The 21,793-nt window shown below is 73.4% G+C and carries 20 protein-coding genes and 1 tRNA gene; 8 read left to right on the top strand and 13 right to left on the bottom strand.

Translation table 11 applies throughout. From position 1 onward, the window contains the following. Nucleotides 1-2: 2 nt before the first annotated feature. Both ACIPK4_RS11325 and ACIPK4_RS11320 read right to left on the bottom strand, forming a co-directional pair. Entirely contained in the window at nucleotides 3-638 is a 636-nt protein-coding gene (locus ACIPK4_RS11325; protein WP_385189624.1) for a TetR/AcrR family transcriptional regulator, read from the bottom strand. Between the two features lie 15 nt (nucleotides 639-653). Beyond that, entirely contained in the window at nucleotides 654-1,436 is a 783-nt protein-coding gene (locus tag ACIPK4_RS11320) for an SDR family oxidoreductase (RefSeq protein ID WP_402311193.1), read from the bottom strand. 92 nt (nucleotides 1,437-1,528) lie between these two features. Between ACIPK4_RS11320 and ACIPK4_RS11315 the strand changes: the two genes are divergently transcribed. Beyond that, complete coding sequence (locus ACIPK4_RS11315) at nucleotides 1,529-2,674, top strand: acyl-CoA dehydrogenase family protein (RefSeq protein ID WP_402311191.1); 1,146 nt, start codon at nucleotides 1,529-1,531, stop codon at nucleotides 2,672-2,674. Then, nucleotides 2,674-3,807, top strand: coding sequence for an acyl-CoA dehydrogenase family protein (locus tag ACIPK4_RS11310; protein WP_402311190.1), 1,134 nt, complete (start codon nucleotides 2,674-2,676; stop codon nucleotides 3,805-3,807). Before ACIPK4_RS11315 ends, ACIPK4_RS11310 begins: the two co-directional genes overlap by 1 nt. On the opposite strand, the gene ACIPK4_RS11305 is transcribed toward ACIPK4_RS11310, so the two are convergent. The 4 genes from ACIPK4_RS11305 to ACIPK4_RS11290 all read right to left on the bottom strand — a co-directional run bounded on the left by ACIPK4_RS11305 (nucleotide 3,783) and on the right by ACIPK4_RS11290 (nucleotide 5,714). After that, on the bottom strand, nucleotides 3,783-4,130 hold the full coding sequence (locus ACIPK4_RS11305) for a YrdB family protein (RefSeq protein WP_054222596.1): 348 nt from the start codon (nucleotides 4,128-4,130) through the stop codon (nucleotides 3,783-3,785). The two genes, ACIPK4_RS11310 and ACIPK4_RS11305, sit on opposite strands and share 25 nt — an antisense overlap. Further along, nucleotides 4,127-4,861, bottom strand: coding sequence for a class I SAM-dependent methyltransferase (locus ACIPK4_RS11300; protein WP_402311188.1), 735 nt, complete (start codon nucleotides 4,859-4,861; stop codon nucleotides 4,127-4,129). Before ACIPK4_RS11300 ends, ACIPK4_RS11305 begins: the two co-directional genes overlap by 4 nt. Nucleotides 4,862-4,977: 116 nt before the next feature. Continuing rightward, the gene (locus ACIPK4_RS11295) at nucleotides 4,978-5,346 is read right to left on the bottom strand and encodes an ADP-ribosylation/crystallin J1 (protein WP_402311186.1); all 369 of its coding nucleotides are present in this window, start codon (nucleotides 5,344-5,346) and stop codon (nucleotides 4,978-4,980) included. 50 nt (nucleotides 5,347-5,396) lie between these two features. Next, the gene (locus tag ACIPK4_RS11290) at nucleotides 5,397-5,714 is read right to left on the bottom strand and encodes a hypothetical protein (protein WP_402311184.1); all 318 of its coding nucleotides are present in this window, start codon (nucleotides 5,712-5,714) and stop codon (nucleotides 5,397-5,399) included. A 66-nt stretch (nucleotides 5,715-5,780) separates the two neighbouring features. Here ACIPK4_RS11290 and ACIPK4_RS11285 point away from each other — a divergent pair. Beyond that, nucleotides 5,781-5,855: transfer RNA gene (locus ACIPK4_RS11285), tRNA-Ala, on the top strand. Nucleotides 5,856-5,874: 19 nt separating this feature from the next. Here ACIPK4_RS11285 and ACIPK4_RS11280 read toward each other — a convergent pair. After that, a complete protein-coding gene (locus tag ACIPK4_RS11280) occupies nucleotides 5,875-6,843 on the bottom strand; it encodes an alpha/beta hydrolase (protein ID WP_402311182.1) in 969 nt (322 codons plus the stop codon). Then, nucleotides 6,840-7,565: a glucose 1-dehydrogenase gene (locus ACIPK4_RS11275; RefSeq protein WP_402311181.1), complete on the bottom strand. Its 726-nt coding sequence runs from the start codon at nucleotides 7,563-7,565 to the stop codon at nucleotides 6,840-6,842. The genes ACIPK4_RS11280 and ACIPK4_RS11275 overlap by 4 nt, the downstream gene beginning before the upstream one ends. A 94-nt stretch (nucleotides 7,566-7,659) precedes the next feature. Here ACIPK4_RS11275 and ACIPK4_RS11270 point away from each other — a divergent pair, with 94 nt between their 5' ends. From ACIPK4_RS11270 to ACIPK4_RS11260, 3 genes are all read left to right on the top strand, one after another. Then, nucleotides 7,660-8,244: a PadR family transcriptional regulator gene (locus ACIPK4_RS11270; protein WP_402311179.1), complete on the top strand. Its 585-nt coding sequence runs from the start codon at nucleotides 7,660-7,662 to the stop codon at nucleotides 8,242-8,244. A 164-nt stretch (nucleotides 8,245-8,408) separates the two neighbouring features. Beyond that, complete coding sequence (locus ACIPK4_RS11265; protein ID WP_402311789.1) at nucleotides 8,409-9,134, top strand: VWA domain-containing protein; 726 nt, start codon at nucleotides 8,409-8,411, stop codon at nucleotides 9,132-9,134. Nucleotides 9,135-9,154: 20 nt separating this feature from the next. Beyond that, nucleotides 9,155-9,664 (top strand): pyridoxamine 5'-phosphate oxidase family protein, encoded by a 510-nt coding sequence (locus ACIPK4_RS11260; RefSeq protein ID WP_054222603.1) that lies wholly within the window; start codon nucleotides 9,155-9,157, stop codon nucleotides 9,662-9,664. A gap of 113 nt (nucleotides 9,665-9,777) precedes the next feature. Here ACIPK4_RS11260 and ACIPK4_RS11255 read toward each other — a convergent pair whose 3' ends face one another. Further along, nucleotides 9,778-10,485: a hypothetical protein gene (locus ACIPK4_RS11255; RefSeq protein WP_402311177.1), complete on the bottom strand. Its 708-nt coding sequence runs from the start codon at nucleotides 10,483-10,485 to the stop codon at nucleotides 9,778-9,780. A 139-nt stretch (nucleotides 10,486-10,624) separates the two neighbouring features. On the opposite strand from ACIPK4_RS11255, the gene ACIPK4_RS11250 reads away from it, so the two are divergent. Continuing rightward, a complete protein-coding gene (locus tag ACIPK4_RS11250; protein WP_402311175.1) occupies nucleotides 10,625-13,684 on the top strand; it encodes an AAA family ATPase in 3,060 nt (1,019 codons plus the stop codon). A gap of 122 nt (nucleotides 13,685-13,806) precedes the next feature. After that, complete coding sequence (locus ACIPK4_RS11245) at nucleotides 13,807-14,235, top strand: hypothetical protein (protein WP_402311174.1); 429 nt, start codon at nucleotides 13,807-13,809, stop codon at nucleotides 14,233-14,235. A 118-nt stretch (nucleotides 14,236-14,353) separates the two neighbouring features. Here ACIPK4_RS11245 and ACIPK4_RS11240 read toward each other — a convergent pair whose 3' ends face one another. From ACIPK4_RS11240 to gltB, 4 genes are all read right to left on the bottom strand, one after another. Then, nucleotides 14,354-14,554: a DUF397 domain-containing protein gene (locus tag ACIPK4_RS11240; RefSeq protein ID WP_402311172.1), complete on the bottom strand. Its 201-nt coding sequence runs from the start codon at nucleotides 14,552-14,554 to the stop codon at nucleotides 14,354-14,356. Continuing rightward, on the bottom strand, nucleotides 14,539-15,375 hold the full coding sequence (locus ACIPK4_RS11235; protein WP_402311171.1) for a helix-turn-helix domain-containing protein: 837 nt from the start codon (nucleotides 15,373-15,375) through the stop codon (nucleotides 14,539-14,541). Before ACIPK4_RS11235 ends, ACIPK4_RS11240 begins: the two co-directional genes overlap by 16 nt. 282 nt (nucleotides 15,376-15,657) lie before the next feature. Beyond that, the gene (locus tag ACIPK4_RS11230) at nucleotides 15,658-17,118 is read right to left on the bottom strand and encodes a glutamate synthase subunit beta (protein ID WP_376197852.1); all 1,461 of its coding nucleotides are present in this window, start codon (nucleotides 17,116-17,118) and stop codon (nucleotides 15,658-15,660) included. Further along, on the bottom strand, nucleotides 17,111-21,685 hold the full coding sequence (gltB, locus tag ACIPK4_RS11225) for a glutamate synthase large subunit (RefSeq protein ID WP_402311786.1): 4,575 nt from the start codon (nucleotides 21,683-21,685) through the stop codon (nucleotides 17,111-17,113). Before gltB ends, ACIPK4_RS11230 begins: the two co-directional genes overlap by 8 nt. Nucleotides 21,686-21,793 lie beyond the last annotated feature (108 nt).

Below are 21,793 nucleotides of genomic sequence, written 5' to 3'. Positions count from 1 at the left end.
GGTCAGCTGCGTACGGCGATCCCGTCCAGCACCATCGACAGGTACTGGCGGGCGATCTCCTCGGGGCTGTGCTGTCCTCCCGGCCGGTACCAGGACGCCGCGACCCACACCGTGTCGCGGACGAAGCGGTAGGTGAGGCGGATGTCGAGGTCGGCCCGGAAGACGCGGGCGGCGACCCCGCGCTCCAGCGTGCCGAGCCAGGCCTTCTCGAACTTCTGCTGCGAGTCGGACAGGTACCGGAAGCGGGGCTGCGCGGACAGGTGCCGGGATTCCTTCTGGTAGATCGCGACGGCGGCGCGGTGCCGGTCGATCTCCCGGAAGGACTCGGTGACGAGGGCCTCGATGGTCTCCCGGGGGCCGAGGCCGGCGGCGAGGACGGTGTCGTACCCCTCCCACAGCTCGTTCAGGAAGGCCGAGAGGATCTCGTCGAGCATCGATTCCTTGGAATCGAAGTGGTAGTAGAGGCTGCCGGCGAGCATGCCGGCGGCATCGGCGATCTTGCGGACGGTGGTGGCGTTGTAGCCCTGTGCGGCGAAGACCTCGGCGGCGGTGTCGAGGAGCTCGCGCCGGCGTTCGGGGGAGGCTGTCACCTGGGGCTTCTTCTTGGCTGTCGGCCGGGTCGGCTGGTTCGTTGGCACGCGCCCATTCTCGGCCTATGCGCGCTGGCTGCTGACCGAGACGGTCTCGCCGGTCATGTACGAGGAGTAGCCGCTGGCCAGGAACACGATGACGTTGGCGACCTCCCAGGGCTCGGCGTGACGACCGAAGGCCTCGCGGGCCGTGAGCTCGCCCAGCAGCTCCTGGCTGGTGACCTTCACCAGGTGCGGGTGCATGGCCAGGCTGGGGGCGACCGCGTTGACGCGTACGCCGTACTCGGCGGCCTCCAGTGCCGCGCAGCGGGTCAGGGCCATCACCCCGGCCTTGGCGGCTGCGTAGTGGGCCTGGCCGGTCTGGGCGCGCCAGCCGACGACGGAGGCGTTGTTGACGACGGCGCCGCCCCGGCCGGAGGCCCGGAAGGAGCGCAGGGCGGCGCGGGTGCAGCGGAAGGTGCCGGTCAGGGTGACGTCGAGGACCTTGCCCCACTGTTCGTCGGTCATGTCGACGAGGGCGGCGGTGCCGCCCAGGCCGGCGTTGTTGACGACGACGTCCAGGCCGCCGTGGGTCTGCTCGGCGCAGGCGAAGAGGGCGCCGACCTGGTCCTCGTCGGTGACGTCGCAGGGCAGGGAGGTGACGCGGTCGGCGCCGAACTCGGCGGCGAGGGCCTGCTCGGTCTCCTTCAGGCGGCGGGCGTGGGAGTCGCCGATGACGATGCGGGCGCCCTCCTCCAGGAAGCGGCGTGCGGTGGCCCCGCCGATCCCGGCTCCCGCGGCGGCGGTGATGACGGCGCTGCGGCCGTCCAGCAGGCGGTGGCCGGCCACGGGGCGGGGCTCGTTCATGCGTTTTCCTCGACGCTGCTCATGGCTGTACGGTAACCTACCAAACACTTGTTAGGGAAGCGTGTGAGGGGCGTGGAAGGGGCGGGCACCTGATGGATCTGACCCAGACGGCGGAGGTCGCGGCCTTCCGGGCCCAGGCCCGCGCCTGGCTCGCGGAGCACGTCCCGGACTCCCCCCTGCCCTCCCTGGAGACGGCCGAGGGCTTCGCGGAACACCGTGCGTGGGAGGCCCGGCTGCACGCGGACCGCTGGTCGGCGGTGTCCTGGCCCGAGGAGTACGGGGGCCGGGGCGCGGACATCGAGCGGTGGCTGGTCTTCGAGGAGGAGTACTGGGCGGCGGGCGCGCCCGGCCGGGTCTCCCAGAACGGCATCAGCCTGCTCGCGCCGACCCTCTTCGACCACGGCACCCCCGAGCAGCGGGCCCGGGTGCTGCCGCCGATGGCGAGCGGCGAGGTGATCTGGGCGCAGGCCTGGTCGGAGCCGGAGTCGGGCTCCGACCTGGCCTCGCTGACGTCGCGGGCGGTGCGCACCGGGGGCGGCTGGCTGCTGTCGGGGCAGAAGACCTGGTCCTCGCGGGCCGCGTTCGCGGACCGGGCGTTCGGCCTCTTCCGCACCGACCCGGGGGCCGGGAAACCGCACCAGGGGCTGACGTACCTCATGTTCGACCTGCGGGCGCCGGGGGTGACGGTGCGGCCCATCGGCCGGCTGGACGGCAAGCCGGCGTTCGCGGAGCTCTTCCTCGACGAGGTCTTCGTACCGGACGAGGACGTGATCGGGGAGCCGGGGCAGGGCTGGCGGATCGCGATGTCGACGACGGGCAACGAGCGCGGGCTGACGCTGCGCTCCCCGGGGCGGTTCCTGGCGGCGGCGGACCGGCTGGTCGCGCTGTGGCGGGCCGCCGGGGATCCGGGCGACACCGCGCTGCGCGACCGGGTGGCGGACGCGGTGGTGGGGGCGCGCGCGTACGAGCTGTTCACCTGGGCGGGGGCCACGCGGTTCGCGGCGGGCGAGCGCATCGGCGCCGAGTCCAGCCTCAACAAGGTGTTCTGGTCGCAGTACGACATCGCCCTGCACGAAACGGCGCTGGACCTGCTGGGAGCGGACGCCGAGCTGGCCGAGGGCCCGTGGGCGGAGCCCTGGGTCTTCTCGCTGGCCGGGCCGATCTACGCGGGCACGAACGAGATCCAGCGCGACATCATCGCCGAGCGCCTGCTCGGCCTCCCGAAGGGCCGCCGCTGATGCGCTTCCTGCCGACCGCCGAGCAGGCGGACTTCGCCCGTACGCTGCACGGCCTGCTCGGCGCCTCGCAGGTCCCGGCGGCCGTACGGGCCTGGGCCGCCGGTGATCACGGGCCGGGGCGGGCGGTGTGGTCGCGGCTCGCGGGGACGGGCCTGTTCGCGCTCGCGGCGGACGAGGCGTACGGCGACCTGGGAGGGCTGGGGCCGCTTCCGGTGGAACTGGCCCTCGGCTTCGTGGAGCTGGGGCGGGCGGCGATGCCGGGGCCGGTGGTGGAGACGGCTGCGGCGGCAGTGCTGCTGTCGCTGCTCGGGGCGGACGGGGAGGACGGGCCGGCGAAACGTTTCCTGCCGGGGCTGGTGACGGGCGGGGCCCTGGCCACGCTGACCCTGCCCGGCGGTGGCCCGTACGCCCTGGACGCGGACGCGGCCACGCACTGCTTCACGGTGTCGACGGCGGGCGAACTCCGCGTCACGGCCGGGGGCGCGGACGGCGGTGCGGACGGGGGCAGCGGTACGGGCGGCGGTGCGGGCGCGGCCGGGGGCAGCGGTACGGGCGGCGGTGCGGGCGCGGCCGGGGGCGCGGACGGCGGTGCGGGGACCTCGGTGGGCGGCCTGCTGCGGTCCACGGACCCGGCGCGCAGGCTGTTCGCACCCGCGGCGGCGGAGGGGGAGTTGCTCGCCGTCGGCCCCCAGGTCCTGGCGGCGGCGGGGACGGCCCTGGCCTGGGCGCGGCTGCTGACCGCGGCCCAGTGCCTGGGCGTGGGCGAGGCGCTGCTGGCCGACACGGTGCGGTACGTCAAGCAGCGCACCCAGTTCGGCACTCCGGTCGGCGGCTTCCAGGCGGTGAAGCACCGGCTGGCGGACACGCTGCTGGGCCTGGAGTTCGCGCGGCCGCTGGTGTGGGCGGCGGCGCTGGGCCTGACGCCGTGGGAGGTCGCGGCGGCGAAGCTGGCCGCGGGCGGGGCGGCGTACGCGGCGGCCATGACGGCGCTGCAGCTCCACGGAGCCGTCGGCTACACGGAGGAGCTCGACCTGTCCCTGTGGCTGCGCAAGGCGCGGCCGCTGCGCGATGCGTGGGGGTCGCCGGCGGCGTGCCGGGCGGCGGTGCTTCAGGAACGGGAACGAGAGCGGTAGTACGTCGCGAGAGCGGTGTTCACGAGCACGGTTGCGGCGAACCAGAGGCCGCCGGCCCGCTGCCCGAGCGCGAGGAGCGCGAGGGCGGCGGCGCCGAACACCACAGCCTTGACCGTGAGCTGCACGGCGATCGGGACGGCGAACCGGGCCTTGGGCGCGGCGAACGCCCCCCACAGCACGGCGGCGGCCAGCGGCGCGGCCACGGCGAGCCAGAGGCCGACGGTGGAGCCCCACCAGGCGAGGACGCCGAGTGCCAGCAGCTCCAGGACGAAGGCGAGGCCCTCGTTGACGAGGAAGAGCGGATGCGCGCCGCGCCGGCTCACAGGACGGCCACGCTGAGGGTGACGACGTAGCGCTCCTCGACCTTCCCGTCGGGGAACAGGGCGGTCAGCCGGGCCCGTTCCGCGTCGAGGAACTCCCGTGTCCTGGCCGGGCCGAGCATCAGGAAGGCGGAGTGGCTCGCGTGGTTGGCGAGGTGGGCGTCGAGCGGGATCCGGCGTGACCAGCGGACCTCGCGGGTGGTGAACGCCGGCCCCGCCGGGAGGGCGCGGAAGGTGGCCCCGCCGGCGGCGAACAGGTCCCGGATCCGCTCGTCCTGTTCGGCGATCCAGGGGACGGCGGAGTCCATGTCGTTCCACCACAGTGCGAGCGCGCCGCCGGGGCGCAGCACGCGACGGGCCTCGGGGAGGGAACGCACGGGGTCGGTCCAGTGCCAGGCCTGGGCGTACGTGAGGAAGTCGAACCCGGCGGTGACGAGCGGCAGCCGGTCGCCGTCCCCGCGCACGAGCGGGATCCGGGGGTGCGCGCGCCGGAACTCGGAGGCCATGCCGTCACCCGGTTCGACGGCGAGGACTTCGGCGCCGCGGGCGTGCAGGGACCCGGTGGCGATCCCGGTCCCGGCGCCCACGTCGGCCACCCTGGCCCCGCGCAGCGTCCGCCCGGCGAGCACCTCCAGGGCGTCGAACAGCTCCTCGGGATATCCGGGCCGGTTCGCCGAGTACAGCGCCGCGGCGGCGTCGAAGGACCGGGCGCGCATGCGGGGCGTGGACGTCATGCCGTCATTGTTTTCGATCTCGGCCCCGCAGACCAGGCCTTGCGCCGGCCGCCTCCCGGCCCCCGGGCCCGGAACCTGGGACCGACCCGGACCCGGACCCGGGCCCGGGCCCCGCTTCAGCGGAACGTGCGGACGACCTCGATCCGGCCCACGATGTGCGCGTTGAACTCGTCCAGCTCCTCCGCCGGCACCCACAGCTCCAGGATCGTCCGCCCGCCGGCCTGCCGGACGGGGTACCGGGCCAGGAACTCCGTGTCCACCTCGAAGCGCGTCACGAAGCCGGCGCCGCTGTGCTTGACGTTCCAGTCGCGGGCGATGCGGATCGCGTAGTCCTCGTTCAGGACGGGGTAGAAGATCGGCTGCTCCGGCAGCCGCGGCGGCCAGGCCCGCCAGTCGAGCGCGCGCACGAGGTCGAGCTCCGCCGGGCCGGTCGGGCGCCAGAGGGTGGTGGTGCTGCGGTTCGAGGGCGGGGTCGTAAGGGACATGGGGGTGGACCCTAGACGCAGCCGAGCGCATGTGACCAGCGGGTTTCGGTTCAGGCGCGGCGACGGCGGAGGGAGTGGCGGAGCAGGGTCAGCGTCTGGACGGCCAGGAGGATCGCCGCGCCGGTTGCGGCCGTCGGGAGCTCGTCGGCCGAGGCCCAGGCCCGGCCGCCCAGTTCCGCGACGCCGACCGCGGCCAGGGCGACCAGGAAGCGGGGCACGAACTCGGCCTCGGTGCCGTGCAGTACACCCGAGCCGACGACGAAAACGGCCAGCAGGACCGGGATCCAGGGGGCGTCCGGCTCGCGCAGCAGCAGCGCGGCGCCGAACTCCACCCCCAGGAGGAGTGCGTTGCGGAGCAACATCGACATGAGCACATCATGCCGGGGATATTCGCGTGCGTCCCCTCCGGCTCGGTGCCTAGGATCCACGTCAAGGCGGGGTCGTAGCACAGAGGTAGTGCGCCTACACAGCATGGAGGAGGACGCCGGTTCGAATCCGGCCGCCCCGCCCCCTCCCCCGTCCCATCGGCTACTCCGTGGCCCGGAGCCAGGCCGTGACGGCCGTCAGCGCCGTGCGGGCCGCAGGCAGCGGCAGGCCCAGGAAGCCGTGGAAGACCCCGGGGTAGAGGTGGACCGTACAGTCCACCCCCGCCTCGCCCAGCCGCCGCGCGTACGCCAGGCCCTCGTCGCGCAGCGGATCGCAGTCCGCCAGCACCAGCAGGGTGCGCGGGAGTCGTGACACGTCGCGGGCGCGCAGCGGCGAGACGTACGGGTGCGCCGGGTCGCCGCCGTACTGCTCCCAGTACCAGGCCATGTGGGCCGCGGTGTGGAAGTACCCCTCCCCGTACTCCGACACCGAACCCGAACCCGGTCCCGAACCCGGAGCCTCCGCGGCCGTCGCGGCCGTCGCGGCCGCAGACGCCTGCGACGGCTTCGGCTTCGGGTGCGGCGTGGGCGCCGCGGCCGCGTCCAGCGGCGGATACACCAGCAGCTGGCCCGCGACCAGTTCGGGTGCCCGCAGCGCGGTCACCGCCGCCAGGTTGCCCCCGCTGGAGTCCCCCGCCAGCACCACCCGGTGTGGAGCGCAGCCCAGCGCGCCCGCCTGCGCCCGCGCCCACAGCAGTACGGTCAGCGCGTCGTCCGCCGCCGCCGGCCAGGGGTGTTCGGGCGCGAGCCGGTAGCCGACGGAGACGACCACCGCGCCCGATCCGGCGGCCAGCCTCCGGCACGTCGCGTCGTGCGTGCCGATGCCGCATATCACCCAGCCGCCGCCGTGCAGGAAGACCACCAGCGGGCGGCCCGCCGAACCCGGTGCGGGGTCGTAGACCCGGACCGGGACGCCCGAGGCGTCGCCGTCCCGGACCGAGGCCACCCCCGGGCCCGCCGGCCGGGCGCCCCCGGCCGCCGCCCGCAGGGCCTCCACGTCCCCCGGCCCGGGGAACCCCGCGGCCATCGCATCGCACAGCGCCCGGGCCTCCGGCGAGAGGGAGCCGCTCATCGCGCCGTCATCCCCCCGTCCACCGCGAACTCCGTGCCCGTCACGTACGAGGACGCGTCCGAGCACAGGAACAGCACCAGCTCTCCGACCTCCTCCGGCCGGCCCATCCGCCCCAGCGGCACGTGCGACCAGTCCTGCCCGGCGACCGCCGAGACCATCGGCGTGTCGATCGCCCCCGGATGGACCGAGTTGACCCTGATCCGGTCCGCCGCGAGGTCGAGGGCCGCCGACCGGGTCAGTCCGCGCAGCCCGAACTTGGTGGACCCGTACGCCGCGTGGCCGGGGATCCCGACCAGGCCGGCCGCGGAGGAGACGTTCACGATCGAGCCGCCCCCGGCCGCCCGCATCACCGGCGCCACGGCCCGGATCCCTAGGAACGGCCCCAGCAGGTTCACCCGCAGCAGGAACTCGAACTCCTCGGGCGACTGCAGCTCCACGTGGGCCGTACGCCACACGGCCGCGTTGTTGACCAGCGCCGAGACCGTGCCGAAGGCGCGTACGGCCTCCCGTACGACCTCGCTCCAGCCGTCCGCCTCGGCCACGTCGTGCCGTACGTACAGCCCCTGGTCCCCCAGCGCGGACGCGACGGCCCGGCCCTCCTCCTCCCGTACGTCCGTGACGACCACCCGCGCGCCGGCCTCCGCGCACAGCCGCGCCCCGGCCGCGCCCTGCCCGCGGCCGGCACCGGTGATGACGACGACCTTCCCGTCCAGCGAGATCACCCGTCAGCCCTCCCATATGCCTAAGAGAAATACTTCTAGCAGGCATACCCGAGAGGCGGAAGGGGCGGCGCCGGCCGGTCGTAGACTGCGCTGCGTGGCAGACGAGACGAACCGGCGCACGCTCCCGGCGACCAGCTGGGCGGTGCTCGGGCTGCTCTCCTTCGGCGAGGAACTCTCCGGCTACGACCTGAAGAAGTGGTCGGACCGGTCGCTGCGCTTCTTCTACTGGAGCCCGTCCTTCAGCCAGATCTACGGCGAGCTCAAGCGCCTGGAGAAGGCCGGTTACGCCTCCTCCCGACTGGTCGCACAGGAAACCGGGACCCGCGACAAGCGGGTCTACCGGATCACCGGCGAGGGCATGGCGGCGGTACGGGAATGGGCCCGCGAGACGCCCGTCGACCCGCCCGTCCTCAAGCACGGGCCGATGCTGCGACTGTGGCTGGGCCATCTGCTGGAGCCGGAGCAGATGCGCGAAGTCCTGCACCGGCAGCAGGAGTTCGCGGAGGAGATGCGCCTGCGCGCGGTCGCCGACGCGCAGAGCGCGCAGGACGGGCCCGGCTGGGCCTACCCGGCGCTCACCCTCACCTGGGCCGAGCGGTACTACGCCTCCGAGCGCGACCTGGCGGCCGCGATGCTCGACGACATCGCGGCACTGGAGGACGAGCGCGAGCGCCCTTAGGTGCGCCGCAGGCCGCCCCCGTGCGCCAGGGTTCCGCCGCGCCCGGCTGCCGTACGCTCGGGGCCATGACGGGCACGACGGACACGACCGGCACGCCACGCGCGACGGACGGCGCCACGGGCGGCGCGACGGGCGGCGCCAAGGGCAGCGCGGGGGGCAGCGCCATGGGCAGCGCGATCGATCTCCGCAAGCTGGAAGCCACCGCTCCGGCCCTCGTGAACCTCTACAAGAGCGCCGGGATCTCGCTGCGCAAGCACGGCCTGGAGGGCGGGCGGGCCTCGGTCTACCTGGTCCTCGACTACTCGGGGTCGATGCGCCCGTACTACCGGGACGGCACCGTGCAGGCCCTCGCCGACCGGGTGCTGGGCCTGTCCGCGCACCTCGACGACGACGGCCGGGTACCGGTGGTGTTCTTCTCCACCGACGTCGACGCGGTGGAGGAGATCCCGCTCGCCGGGCACCGGGGCAGGATCGCCGAGATCGCCTCGCGCCTGGGTCACATGGGCAAGACGGCGTACCACGCGGCGATGGACGCCGTCATCGACCACTACCTGGATTCGGGCTCGGCGAAACCCGCCCTCGTGGTCTTCCAGACCGACGGCGGCCCGGTCGACAAGACGGCGGCGGAGAGGTACCTGTGCAAGGCGGCCCGGCTCCCGCTGTTCTGGCAGTTCGTCGGCTTCGGCGACACGCACAGCTCCCAGTTCGACTTCCTGCGCCGACTGGACGAACTGCCCGTGCCGGAGCGGCGGGTGGTGGACAACGCCGGCTACTTCCACGCCGGCCCGGACCCCCGCCAGGTCCCCGACTCGGTGCTGTTCGACCACCTGGTGGGGGAATTCCCGTCCTGGCTGGCGTCGGCCCGCGCGGCGGGCATCGTACGCACCTGACCGACGGCTTTGATGGACGCATGACGACGAACAACTGGGCAGCGTTCGAGAAGCAGGAACCGGAATTCGCGGCTGCCGTCCGGGCCCGTTTCGCACAGTACCCGCACCACGTCCTCGGCACTCTCCGCAAGGACGGCTCCCCGCGCCTGACCGGACTGAACGTCGACATCCGCGGCGGCGAACTGTGGCTCGGGATGATGCCGGGCTCGCTGAAGGCCAGGGACCTCCAGCGCGACCCCCGGTTCGCCCTGCACACCAACCCCGGCGCGGGCGAGACGATGCCCGACGGGGACGTGCGGATCTCCGGGCGGGCGATCGAGCTCCTGGACCCGCCCGAGCTGCACCGGTACGCGGAGGAGACGGAGACCCCGCACCCCTTCCACCTCTTCCACGCGGACCTCACGGAGGTGGTGCACATCGGTGTCGAGGGCGACGACCTGGTGGTACGCACCTGGACCCCGGCCCACGCCCTGCGCACCCTGCGCCGTACGAACGACGACGAACCCCCGCGCGAGGACCCGGCCGGCTAGCCGGTGCGTACGGGCCGGCAGGCCCGTGTCGGCGCCCCCGTGGCCGGGCGGGGCGGTGCGCACCCCCACGGCGCACCGTCCCGCCCGGCCGGGCGGGTTCCGTCCGGCCGGGGTCAGCAGTCCCGTGCGCCGGACGGGGGCTTGAAGACGGCGTCCAGGACACCGTCGCGGTCCACGTCGATCAGCACCCAGTCCAGCGTCGAGTCCTTCGCCGGCAGCCGCAGGCTGTGCGGCAGGTCGCTCTCGACGAGGTCCCGCCCCACGTAGGCGACGGACAGGACGCCGCCGCAGCCCGAGGGCGCAGGGGGCAGGCTTCCGTCGACCTTGCCGTCCGCGGGGCCCACGGCGAGGGTGAGCGTACGGATCGGGGTGTAGGTGAACTTGTAGCCGGCCGAGTCGGTGGAGCGGGTCATGTCCACCCGGAAGAAGCCGAGCTTCACCGGGACCGGCTCGCAGGGCGGCTGCGTCTTCACCAGCCGGAGGTACAGCCCGTCGTCCACCATGAAGAGGGCCTGGGAGTCGGTGCGGTCACTGCTCTTGAGTCCCTTGAGGTAGTCGGCCAGGGCGGTGGCGTCCAGGCCCGTGGTCGAGGTGCACGGAAGGGTCGGTACGGGGGCGGGGGCGGGGGCGGCGATGACGCCCGGCGATGCCGGAGCGGAGGCGGAGGCGGATGCGGAAGGAGAGGGAGAGGGGGACGCGGAGGCTTTGGACCGTGCTGCTCCGCCCCGGATGTCCGCCGCCGGCCCCCCGCCCGAGCAGCCCGCGAGGACGAAGGCGGAAACGGACAGGACCGCGGTGGCGCGCAGGCGTAATCGACGCATCGGGACTCCCAACGGGCAGGACCGGAACCTCTTCGATGCTGACAGCCGGGCCGCGCGGGCGGCATCCGTAGAACCACCTACGTAGCCGGTACGTATCCCCGGCGCCGAAGGCGGGTACCGGTTCCTGCGGGGAGGCACCATGGTGGACAGGGCTCCGCTGGTCGGCCGGGGGGCCGAACTCGACCGGCTGGACGCGGTGATCGGTGCGGTGGTCGGCGGGTCGGACGGCGACGCGCCGGGCGCGGTCGACCTCACGGGACCGGCCGGCATGGGCAAGAGCCGGCTGCTGACGGAGGTGTGCCGACGGGCCCGGGCCCGCGGCCTGACGGTGCTGCGCGGCCGGGCCACGGAGTACGAACGGCACATCCCCTTCCGGCTGTTCACGGACGCCTTCGCCGACCTGGACCCGGAGGCGACGCGCGGTCAGGAGGCCGACCCCGCGGTGGCCCCCGTGCTGTACGGGACGACGGGCCCGACGGAGCGGGCGGGCGCGGCCCACCAGGACGCGGGCGCGGACCGGGTCGCGGGCGCGGAGCCGTACGCGGGTGTGGCGGGGGCCCCGGCCGCCGACCCCGGCCCACGCGCAGACCCGGGCCCAGACCCGGACCGGGGCCCAGACCCGGACCGGGACCCAGACACGGACCGGGACCCGTACGGCGGTTCGGGCGCTGGTTCGGGCGGCCTCGGCGGGCCGGAGGCGCCGGTGGACCGGTTCCTCGTACACCGGGCGGCGGCCCGGATGCTCACGACCCTGGCCCGGGACACCCGTGGCGGACGGCGGGGGCTGCTCATCGCCCTCGACGACCTGCACTGGGCCGACCCCGCCTCGCTCGAACTCCTCGACCACCTCGTACGCCACCCCCCGCGCGGGCCCGTGCTCCTCGTCGTGGCCCGCCGGGACCGGCAGACCTCGGCCTCCCTCGCCGCCGCGCTCACCCGGGGCGTCGACACCGGCGCCGTCCTGCGGCTGGACCTCGGCCCGCTCCCCGAGCGGACGTGCGTGGAGCAGCTGGCTCCGGGGCTGCCGCCCGACCGCGCGGGCCGGCTGTACGCCGCCAGCGGGGGCAACCCGCTCTACTTCCTCACCCTGCTCCAGGGCCAGTTCGCCGTCCCCGCCGTCCCGGCGGGCGGGCTCAGCGCGCTGCTGCTGGACGAGCTGACCCCGCTGACCGCCGCGCAGCGCCGGACCGCCGAGGCGGTGGCGGTGCTCGGCGACCAGGCCACCGCACCCCTGCTCGCGCCGACCGCCGAGGTCGCCGGCCCCGGCGCGCTCGACGGGCACCTCGCCGTCCTGGCCGGCCGGGACCTGCTGCGCCCCGGCCCGGGGGGGAGCTGGTCCCTGCGGCATCCGGTGTTGCGGACGGTGGTTTACGAGAACACCGAGCCGCGGGAACGCGCGGGCCTGCACCGGCGGGCGGCGGTCGCGCTGGCCGGGGCGGGCGCGGCGGCGGCCGTACGGGCCCACCACGTGGAGCGGGCCCTGACCGGCTGGGACCCGCAGGCGGCCGCCACCCTGCTGGAGGCGGCGGGGCAGGCGGAGACCACGGCCCCGGCGAGCTGCGCGCACTGGCTCGGGGTGGTGCTGGGGATCCTGCCGGACACGCCGGAACACCGCGCCCGGCGCCGCGGACTGCTGCTGCGGCGGGCCCGGGCCCTGAGCGCCTGCGGCCAGCTGCGCGCGAGCCGGGACCTCCTCACCTCCCTCGTCTCGCAGGTGGACGGAGCCGACCCGGACGACGGGCTGCGCGCGGCCGCCGTCACCCTGTGCGCCTCGGTGGAGCGCCACCTGGGCCGGTACGGGGAGGCGGTGGCGCTGCTGCGCCGGGAGCTGTCGCGCGCCCCGCGCCCGGCCGACGCGCTGGCGCTGGGGCTGGAGCTGGGCTCGTCCGCGCCGCACGTCCTGTCGTACGACGAGGTGCGGGAGGACGTGCGGCGGGCCTTCGGGCTGGCCCTGCGGCTGGGGAACGAGCCGGCCGCGGCGGGGGCGCTGACCACGGCCGCGCTCGGGGAGACGTACGGGGGTGACCCGACGACGGCCCGGAGCCTGGCCGGCCGGGCCGCGGCGCGGGTCGACGCACTGGCGGACCGGGAACTCGCGGATCTGTGCGAGCCGTTGGCGCGCCTCGCCTGGACGGAGTTCTACCTGGACCGCTACCCGGAGGCGGAGCGGCACGCGGACCGGGGGCTGGCGCTGGCCCGCCGGGTGGGCCCGCCGCACCTGCTGCCGCACCTGCTGGTGTGCAAGGCGGTCGTCCACATGAACACCTGCCGGCTGGAGTCGGCGCTGGAGCTGTCCGAGGAGGCCGAGAACATCGCGCGCGGCATCGGCAGCGACGAACTCCTCGGCCTGGTGCTGGGCAACAAGGCCCAGGTGCTGATCCCGTACCTGCCGCCGGGCGACCCCCTCCCGCTGTCCGTGGCCCAGGAGGCGGTCGAGCTGGCCGGGGTGCGCAGCAGCTGGTGGGCCTCGCTGGGCTGGTGCGTCCTGAGTTGGGCGGCGCTGTACGCCGGGGACCACCAGCGGGCCCGGTCGGCGATGCTGCGGGCGGGCCGCGGTCCGGAGCTCACGGGTCTCCAGCCGTCGATGCGCCCGCTGTTCCTGGAGGCCCTGGTCACCGCGGCCGTGGCGGCCGGCGACCTCCAGGAGGCGGAGTCCTGGGCGGCCCGGGCCGCCGCGGACGCGGCACGCCTCGGCATCCCCAGCCAGCACGCTTCGGCCCTGCGCAGCGCGGCCGTGCTGCGGGCGGCGCGGGGCGAGCCGTCGGCGGCGGCGGACCTCTACGTCCGGGCGGCGACGGAGGCGGCCCGCTCCGGAGCCGTCCTCTGGGAGGCCCAGTCCCTCCTGATGGCCGCTCCTCTCGCGGCCCGGCCGGGCAGCTCCCGCAGGGCGTCGGTGCTGTGGCAGCGGGGCCGGCGCCTGGCGGAGACGGGCGGTTCCCGCCTCCTCACGGGCCTGGCGGACCTCTTCCCCCCGGCCGCGCCGGCCCCCGCCCCGACGCCCCTCCTCCAGCTCACCCCCCGCGAGCGCGAGATCGCGGCCCTGGTGACGGAGGGGCTGACCACCCCGGCGATCGCGGCGCGCCTCTATCTGAGCCCCCGCACGGTGGACACCCACCTGTCCCACATCTTCCGCAAGACGGGCGTCGCCAGCCGGGCCGCCCTGGCCACCCTCACCGCACGGTCCTCGGCGTCCCCCTGAGTCCCCGCCGCCGTGCGCGCCCGTCCCCCACCACCGCGCCCCCGATGGACGGGCGTTGTCAGTGCCGGCCCCTAGCGTGGGGGAGGTCGGACACGGCCCGAGACACACCTCCGGGGGGACCCATGAAGCACACGTTCCAGCGACGACGCACCGCGCTCACGCTCGCGGCGACAGCGGCGGCCCTCGCCCTGACCGCCGGCACCGCCCAGGCGGCGGCGCAGGGCGAACTCCTGCCCCACCCCGGCCCCGACGGCCTGATCTGGGTACCCGAACAGACCGGTTCCAGCGGCTTCGTCTCGGGCGGCCTTTCCGCGCGCCTGGACACCTACACCACGTTCGCCTGCGAGGGCGGCGGCAGCATGGTCGTGTCCTTCACCCTCGACGAACACCCGGACCGCAACCCGGCCCCGTTCACGCTGGACTGCCCCGCGGACATCCCGGCCCGCATCACCATCCCCCTGGGCACGGGCCTGCACGGCGGCTTCGGAGCCGTGGTCACCACCTCGACGCCCACCCTCCGCTGGGCCGCCACGGTCGTCCAGCCCGAATGAGCGACCCCGCCGACGCCCCGCGCTCCCGGGCCTTCGCGGGCCCGGGAGCGCGGGGCGGGCACCCGGGCGGACGTGAGGAGCGTGCCGGCCGGTCGCCGACGGCGGCGGCGGTACGAGATCAGCCTCGGCTCTTCATGCCCTGGACGAAGGAGGACCAGGCCGCAGCCGGAAACACGAGCACCGGACCCGCGCCGGCCAGCTTGGTGTCGCGGACGGGAACCAGGCCGGGGAGGTCGTCGGAGACCTCGACGCAGTTGGCACCGTCAGAGTTGCTGTGGGAGGACTTCCGCCATGACAAGCCGTTCACGTGTGCGCGCATTTCGCGTGTTCCTCCGCCACCGACTCGATCAAGGCCAGGGATGCCGCCGGCGACAGCGCAGCGGCCCTCGCTAGATCGTAGAGCTTCCAGTGCCTGTGAACCAGGGCCGGATAGTCGACCAGCTGCCCCACACGGGGCCCCTCCGTATAGACCACATCAGGTGCGTCGGCGAACTGCATGATGCTGACCAACGAACCCAGGGTGCCTTGCGCTCCAGCCGAGAAGGGCACCACCTGCATGGTGATCCGGTTACCGCGGACGCAGGCGGCGATGTGCCGTAGCTGGGCGGCCATCACACCTCGCCCTCCCACCTCTGTCCGCAGCACCGCCTCGTGCAGGACGACCCACAGCTCGGGACTCGCCGGATCATCGAGGAGGCGTTGGCGCTTCATGCGGGACGTGACCAGGGACTCGACGTACGAGTCGAGCGCGGTGGGGTTGCCACCCCGGATCACCGCCCGCGCGTAGTCCTCCGTCTGGAGGAGCCCTGGCACCAGGCTGGACGCGTAGTCGTAGATCGCCGTCGCCTGGACCTCCAACTCGGCCGCGACCGCGAAGTACTCGACGTGCTTGGACTTGAACGCCCCGGCCAGCCGCGCAAAGTAATCCCCGGTGCCCAGCTCCTTGTCGATCAGCTCCGCGATCTCCGGCCGCAGCCTGCGCGTGCCGCACTCCATCTGCCCGACGTACGCGCCACTCGTGAAGATCCGCTCGCCGAGTCCCGCCTGGGTCAGTCCGGCCGTCTCGCGGTGGCGCCGCAGTTCTTCACGGGCGAACTCCTCCGGCGTGCGCGCCCCGCCCTCGTCCTTCGGCTTGGCCATGAGCCAACTCCCCGCTTCCGCAGTGCCCTTGCTCCGCGAAAAAGCGTAGTACTCGCCGCACCCCGGGAACGACGGAACGCATTCATACGACTACCGCCGGCGACGGGGAACGCCACAGCGCCCGCCATCCCTGGTCGGGGACATGGCGGGCGCTGTGTCAGAGTTCCGCACTTCGTTGTACGGACCGTATGAGGGGTCCTCCCCCAGGGGAGGGGTGATGCCGGCGACCCGGCCCCCGCACCGACGGCCGGAGGCCGGCGCAGCCGGGTGCGGGGTGACGGGTCACACCGTCAGGGAGCGGTCCGTCGGCTTGATCGGGTAGGGGAGGGCGCTGCTGCCGGTCAGGAAGCGGTCCACGCCGCGGGCGGCCGAGCGGCCTTCCGCGATCGCCCAGACGATCAGGGACTGGCCGCGGCCCGCGTCGCCGGCGACGAAGACGCCGTCGACGTTGGTGGCGTACGACGCGTCGCGGGCGACGTTGCCCCGCTCGTCCAGGTCCAGGCCGAACTGCTCGACGAGGCCGTTGGAGCGGTCGGTGCCGGTGAAGCCCATGGCCAGGGTGACGAGCTGGGCCGGGAGGACCCGCTCGGTGCCGGGCTTCTGCTCCAGCTTGCCGTCCTTGAACTCGACCTCGACCAGGTGCAGGGCCTGGACGTTGCCGTCCTCGTCGCCCTCGAAGTGGGTGGTGGAGACGGAGTAGATCCGCTCGCCGCCCTCCTCGTGCGCGGAGGTGACCTTGTACAGCATGGGGAACGTCGGCCAGGGCTGGTTGGCGTTACGGTCCTCGCCCGGCTTCGGCATGATCTCCAGCTGGGTGACCGAAGCCGCGCCCTGGCGGTGGGCGGTGCCCACGCAGTCCGCGCCGGTGTCGCCGCCGCCGATGACGACGACGTGCTTGCCCTCGGCCGTGATCGGCGGGGCCACGAAGTCGCCTTCCTGGACCTTGTTGGCCAGCGGCAGGTACTCCATCGCGAAGTGGATGCCCTTGAGGTCGCGGCCCGGGACCGGCAGGTCGCGGGAGACCGTGGCGCCGGCGGCGATGACGACCGCGTCGAACCGCTTGCGCAGGTCGGTCGCGGACAGGTCGCGGCCGATCTCGATGCCGGTGCGGAACTTGGTGCCCTCCGCGCGCATCTGCTCGATGCGGCGGTTGATGTGCACCTTCTCCATCTTGAACTCGGGGATGCCGTAGCGCAGCAGGCCGCCGATGCGGTCCGCGCGCTCGTACACGACCACGGTGTGGCCGGCCCGGGTCAGCTGCTGTGCGGCGGCCAGGCCCGCGGGGCCCGAGCCGATGACGGCGGCCGTCTTGCCGGACAGCCGCTCCGGGGGCTGGGGGGTGACGTCGCCGTTGTCCCACGCCTTGTCGATGATCGAGACTTCGACGTTCTTGATGGTGACGGCCGGCTGGTTGATGCCGAGCACACACGCCGACTCGCACGGGGCGGGGCACAGGCGGCCCGTGAACTCCGGGAAGTTGTTCGTGGCGTGCAGGCGCTCGGAAGCCGCCGACCAGTCCTCGCGGTAGGCGAAGTCGTTCCACTCGGGGATCAGGTTCCCGAGCGGGCAGCCGTTGTGGCAGAACGGGATGCCGCAGTCCATGCAGCGGCCGGCCTGCTTGCTGATGATCGGGAGCAGCGAGCCCGGGACGTAGACCTCGTTCCAGTCCTTGAGGCGGTCGGCCACAGGACGGGAACAGGCGGTCTCGCGCTGGGTGGTGAGGAAGCCCTTCGGGTCAGCCATGGGTCGCCGCCTCCATCATCTTCTCCGTGGTCTCGGACTCCGAGAGTCCGGCCAGCTCAGCGGCGTCCTTGGCGGCGAGCACTGCCTTGTACGTGGTCGGGATGATCTTGCTGAAGCGGTCCGCCGCGGCGGTCCAGTCAGCCAGGAGCTTCGCGGCCACGGTCGAGCCGGTCTCCTCCTCGTGGCGGCGCACCACATCGTGCAGCCACTGCTTGTCGGTGTCGGAGAGGGCTTCGACCGCGCCCGAGTTGCCGACGTTGACGTTGTCGACGTCGAGGTCGATGACGTAGGCGACGCCGCCCGACATGCCGGCCGCGAAGTTGCGGCCCGTCTCGCCGAGGACGACCGCGCTGCCGCCGGTCATGTACTCGCAGCCGTGGTCGCCCACGCCCTCCGAGACGACCAGGGCGCCGGAGTTGCGGACGCAGAAGCGTTCGCCGGTGCGGCCGCGCAGGAACATCTCGCCGCCGGTGGCGCCGTAGCCGATGGTGTTGCCGGCGATGGTCGAGTACTCGGCGAGGTGGTCGGCGCCGCGGTCCGGGCGGACCACCACGCGGCCGCCGGAGAGGCCCTTGCCGACGTAGTCGTTGGCGTCGCCCTCCAGGCGCAGCGTGATGCCGCGCGGCAGGAAGGCGCCGAAGGACTGGCCGGCCGAGCCGGTGAAGGTCAGGTCGATGGTGTTGTCGGGCAGGCCCGCACCGCCGAACTTCTTGGTGACCTCGTGGCCGAGCATGGTGCCGACGGTCCGGTTGATGTTGCGGATCGCGACCTGGGCGCGGACCGGCTGGGCCGCCTCCGCGGTCTCGGCGTTCAGCGCGTCGGCGGCGAGCTTGATCAGCTCGTTGTCGAGGGCCTTCTCCAGACCGTGGTCCTGCTCGATCAGGGCGTGACGGACCGCGCCCTCGGGCAGGGCGGGCACGTGGAAGAGGGGCTCGAGGTCGAGGCCCTGGGCCTTCCAGTGCGTGACGGCCTTGCTGGTGTCGAGGAGCTCGGCGTGGCCGACGGCCTCCTCGATCGTACGGAAGCCCAGCTCGGCGAGGATCTCGCGGACCTCCTCGGCGATGAACTCGAAGAAGTTCACGACGAACTCGGGCTTGCCGGAGAAGCGGTCGCGCAGGACCGGGTTCTGCGTGGCGATGCCGACCGGGCAGGTGTCCAGGTGGCAGACGCGCATCATGATGCAGCCGGAGACGACGAGCGGCGCGGTCGCGAAACCGAACTCCTCGGCGCCGAGCAGCGCGGCGATGACGACGTCGCGGCCGGTCTTGAGCTGGCCGTCGGTCTGGACGACGATGCGGTCGCGCAGCCCGTTGAGCAGCAGGGTCTGCTGGGTCTCGGCGAGGCCGAGTTCCCAGGGGCCGCCCGCGTGCTTGAGCGAGGTGAGCGGGGAGGCGCCCGTTCCGCCGTCGTGACCGGAGATCAGGACGACGTCCGCGTGGGCCTTGGAGACACCGGCGGCGACCGTGCCCACGCCGACCTCGGAGACCAGCTTCACGTGGATGCGGGCGGCCGGGTTGGCGTTCTTGAGGTCGTGGATCAGCTGAGCCAGGTCCTCGATGGAGTAGATGTCGTGGTGGGGCGGCGGGGAGATCAGGCCGACGCCGGGGGTGGAGTGCCGGGTCTTGGCGACCCACGGGTAGACCTTGTGGCCGGGCAGCTGGCCGCCCTCGCCGGGCTTGGCGCCCTGCGCCATCTTGATCTGGATGTCGTCCGCGTTGACGAGGTACTCGCTCGTCACGCCGAAGCGGCCGGAGGCGACCTGCTTGATGGACGAGCGGCGCGCCGGGTCGTAGAGGCGGTCCGGGTCCTCGCCGCCCTCACCGGTGTTGGACTTGCCGCCCAGCTGGTTCATGGCGATGGCGAGGGTCTCGTGGGCCTCGCGGGAGATGGAGCCGTACGACATGGCGCCGGTGGAGAAGCGCTTGACGATGTCGGCGACCGGCTCGACCTCGTCGATGGAGATCGAGGGCCGGTCCTCCGTCTTGAAGCCGAAGAGCCCGCGGAGCGTCATGAGGCGCTCGGACTGCTCGTTCACCCGGTCCGTGTACTTCTTGAAGATGTCGTACCGGCGGTTGCGGGTGGCGTGCTGGAGGCGGAAGACCGTCTCCGGGTCGAACAGGTGCGGCTCGCCCTCGCGGCGCCACTGGTACTCGCCGCCGATCTCCAGCGCGCGGTGCGTGGCGGCGATGCCCGAGACCGGGTACGCCTTGGCGTGGCGGGCGGCCACCTCCTTGGCGATGACGTCCAGGCCGGCGCCGCCGATCTTGGTGGCGGTGCCCTGGAAGTACGCGTCGACGAACTCCTCGTTCAGACCGACGGCCTCGAAGACCTGGGCGCCGCGGTAGGAGGCGACGGTGGAGATGCCCATCTTGGACATGACCTTCAGGACGCCCTTGCCGAGCGCGTAGATCAGGTTCTTGATGGCCTGCTCCGGCTCCAGGCCGGACAGGAACGTACCGGCGCGCAGCAGGTCCTCGACGGACTCCATGGCGAGGTACGGGTTGACGGCGGCGGCGCCGTAGCCGATGAGCAGCGCGACGTGGTGGACCTCGCGGACGTCGCCGGCCTCGACCAGCAGGCCCACCTGGGTGCGCTGCTTGGTGGCGATGAGGTGGTGGTGCACGGCGGAGGTGAGCAGCAGCGAGGGGATCGGTGCGTGCTCGGCGTCCGAGTGGCGGTCCGAGAGGACGATGAGGTGGGCGCCGCCGGCGATGGCCGCGTCGACCTCGCCGCGGATCTCCTCCAGGCGGGCGGCCAGGGCCTCGCCGCCGCCGGAGACCCGGTAGAGGCCGGAGAGGGTGGCGGCCTTCATGCCCGGCATGTCGCCGTCGGCGTTGACGTGGATGAGCTTGGCCAGCTCGTCGTTGTCGATCACCGGGAAGGGCAGGGTGACGCTGCGGCAGGACGCGGCGGTCGGCTCCAGCAGGTTGCCCTGCGGGCCCAGCGAGGACAGCAGCGAGGTGACGAGCTCCTCGCGGATGGCGTCCAGCGGCGGGTTGGTGACCTGCGCGAAGAGCTGCGTGAAGTAGTCGAAGAGCAGCCGCGGGCGCTCGGACAGGGCCGCGATCGGGGAGTCCGTGCCCATGGAGCCGAGCGGCTCGCCGCCGGTGCGGGCCATCGGCGCGAGGATGACGCGCAGCTCTTCCTCGGTGTAGCCGAAGGTCTGCTGGCGGCGGGTGACCGAGGCGTGGGTGTGCACGATGTGCTCGCGCTCGGGCAGGTCCGTCAGCTCGATCTCGCCGGACTCCAGCCAGTCCGCGTAGGGCGCGGCGCCGGCGAGCTCGGCCTTGATCTCGTCGTCCTCGATGATCCGCTTCTGGGCGGTGTCGACGAGGAACATCTTGCCGGGCTGGAGGCGGCCCTTGCGGACGACCTTGGCCGGGTCGATGTCGAGGACGCCGACCTCGGAGGAGAGGACGACGAGGCCGTCGTCGGTGACCCAGTAGCGGCCGGGGCGCAGGCCGTTGCGGTCGAGGACCGCGCCGACCTGGGTGCCGTCGGTGAAGGTGACGCAGGCCGGGCCGTCCCAGGGCTCCATCATCGTGGAGTGGTACTGGTAGAACGCGCGGCGGGCCGGGTCCATGGAGGTGTGGTTCTCCCACGCCTCCGGGATCATCATCAGCACCGCGTGGGGCAGCGAGCGGCCGCCGAGGTGCAGGAGCTCCAGGACCTCGTCGAAGGAGGCCGAGTCGGAGGCGTCCGGGGTGCAGATCGGGAAGATCCGCTCCAGCGCGCCGTCACCGAAGACGTCGGAGGCCAGCTGGGACTCGCGGGCCTTCATCCAGTTGCGGTTGCCCTTGACCGTGTTGATCTCGCCGTTGTGCGCGACGAAGCGGTACGGGTGGGCCAGCGGCCAGGACGGGAAGGTGTTGGTCGAGAACCGCGAGTGGACCAGGGCCAGCGCCGAGGCGAAGCGGCGGTCGGAGAGGTCCGGGAAGAAGGGCTCCAGCTGGCCGGTGGTCAGCATGCCCTTGTAGACGATGGTGCGGGCGGACAGCGAGGGGAAGTAGACCCCGGCCTCGCGCTCGGCGCGCTTGCGCAGCACGAACGCCTTGCGGTCGAGCGCGATGTCCGTGCTCTCGCCTCCCCCTGAGCCTTCGGCCTGGGAGGCGCCCCCAGCGACGAAGATCTGGGAGAAGGCCGGCATGGTGGCGCGGGCGCCGTTGCCGAGCAGGTCGGGGGTGACCGGGACCTCGCGCCAGCCGAGGACCGTGAGGTTCTCCTCGGCGGCGATGGCCTCGATCTGCTCCACGGCGACGGCCTGTGCGGTGCCGTCGGCGGGGAGGAAGGCGATGCCGACCGCGTACGCGCCGGCCTCGGGGAGCTCGAATCCGGCGACCTCTCGCAGGAACGCGTCCGGGACCTGGGACAGGATTCCGGCGCCGTCGCCCGAGTCCGGCTCGGAGCCGGTGGCGCCCCGGTGCTCAAGGTTCCGCAATACGGTCAGCGCCTGCTCCACGAGGGTGTGGGTCGCCTCGCCGGTGAGGTTCGCCACGAATCCGACGCCGCAGGCGTCCTTCTCGTTGCGCGGGTCGTACATGCCCTGCTGGGCGGGGCGACCGTCCATGGGCGACCAGGCGGTGGTGCTGGGGCCGGTCGCGGAGTGCGTGGATGCGGAACGCATCGGCTCTCCCGTCGTCGTCGTGGCATATGTGCATAGCCGAGGGACGACGTT

Source organism: Streptomyces sp. NPDC086989, from assembly GCF_044745505.1.
Taxonomy (GTDB): domain Bacteria; phylum Actinomycetota; class Actinomycetes; order Streptomycetales; family Streptomycetaceae; genus Streptomyces.
Note: the sequence above shows the minus strand (reverse complement) of the source record. Positions and strands in the feature narration are given on the sequence as shown.

What these genes read in the sequence shown, in the direction of transcription:
- ACIPK4_RS11265 (WP_402311789.1), top strand. Translation starts at nt 8,409, where the DNA reads ATGGGCAGCGCGATCGATCTCCGCAAGCTGGAAGCCACCGCTCCGGCC.
- ACIPK4_RS11250 (WP_402311175.1), top strand. Translation starts at nt 10,625, where the DNA reads ATGGTGGACAGGGCTCCGCTGGTCGGCCGGGGGGCCGAACTCGACCGG.
- ACIPK4_RS11310 (WP_402311190.1), top strand. Translation starts at nt 2,674, where the DNA reads ATGCGCTTCCTGCCGACCGCCGAGCAGGCGGACTTCGCCCGTACGCTG.
- ACIPK4_RS11235 (WP_402311171.1), bottom strand. Translation starts at nt 15,375, where the DNA reads ATGGCCAAGCCGAAGGACGAGGGCGGGGCGCGCACGCCGGAGGAGTTC.
- ACIPK4_RS11300 (WP_402311188.1), bottom strand. Translation starts at nt 4,861, where the DNA reads ATGACGTCCACGCCCCGCATGCGCGCCCGGTCCTTCGACGCCGCCGCG.
- ACIPK4_RS11315 (WP_402311191.1), top strand. Translation starts at nt 1,529, where the DNA reads ATGGATCTGACCCAGACGGCGGAGGTCGCGGCCTTCCGGGCCCAGGCC.
- ACIPK4_RS11290 (WP_402311184.1), bottom strand. Translation starts at nt 5,714, where the DNA reads ATGTCGATGTTGCTCCGCAACGCACTCCTCCTGGGGGTGGAGTTCGGC.
- ACIPK4_RS11280 (WP_402311182.1), bottom strand. Translation starts at nt 6,843, where the DNA reads ATGAGCGGCTCCCTCTCGCCGGAGGCCCGGGCGCTGTGCGATGCGATG.
- ACIPK4_RS11295 (WP_402311186.1), bottom strand. Translation starts at nt 5,346, where the DNA reads ATGTCCCTTACGACCCCGCCCTCGAACCGCAGCACCACCACCCTCTGG.
- ACIPK4_RS11320 (WP_402311193.1), bottom strand. Translation starts at nt 1,436, where the DNA reads ATGAACGAGCCCCGCCCCGTGGCCGGCCACCGCCTGCTGGACGGCCGC.
- ACIPK4_RS11245 (WP_402311174.1), top strand. Translation starts at nt 13,807, where the DNA reads ATGAAGCACACGTTCCAGCGACGACGCACCGCGCTCACGCTCGCGGCG.
- ACIPK4_RS11240 (WP_402311172.1), bottom strand. Translation starts at nt 14,554, where the DNA reads ATGCGCGCACACGTGAACGGCTTGTCATGGCGGAAGTCCTCCCACAGC.
- ACIPK4_RS11260 (WP_054222603.1), top strand. Translation starts at nt 9,155, where the DNA reads ATGACGACGAACAACTGGGCAGCGTTCGAGAAGCAGGAACCGGAATTC.
- ACIPK4_RS11255 (WP_402311177.1), bottom strand. Translation starts at nt 10,485, where the DNA reads ATGCGTCGATTACGCCTGCGCGCCACCGCGGTCCTGTCCGTTTCCGCC.
- ACIPK4_RS11230 (WP_376197852.1), bottom strand. Translation starts at nt 17,118, where the DNA reads ATGGCTGACCCGAAGGGCTTCCTCACCACCCAGCGCGAGACCGCCTGT.
- gltB (WP_402311786.1), bottom strand. Translation starts at nt 21,685, where the DNA reads ATGGACGGTCGCCCCGCCCAGCAGGGCATGTACGACCCGCGCAACGAG.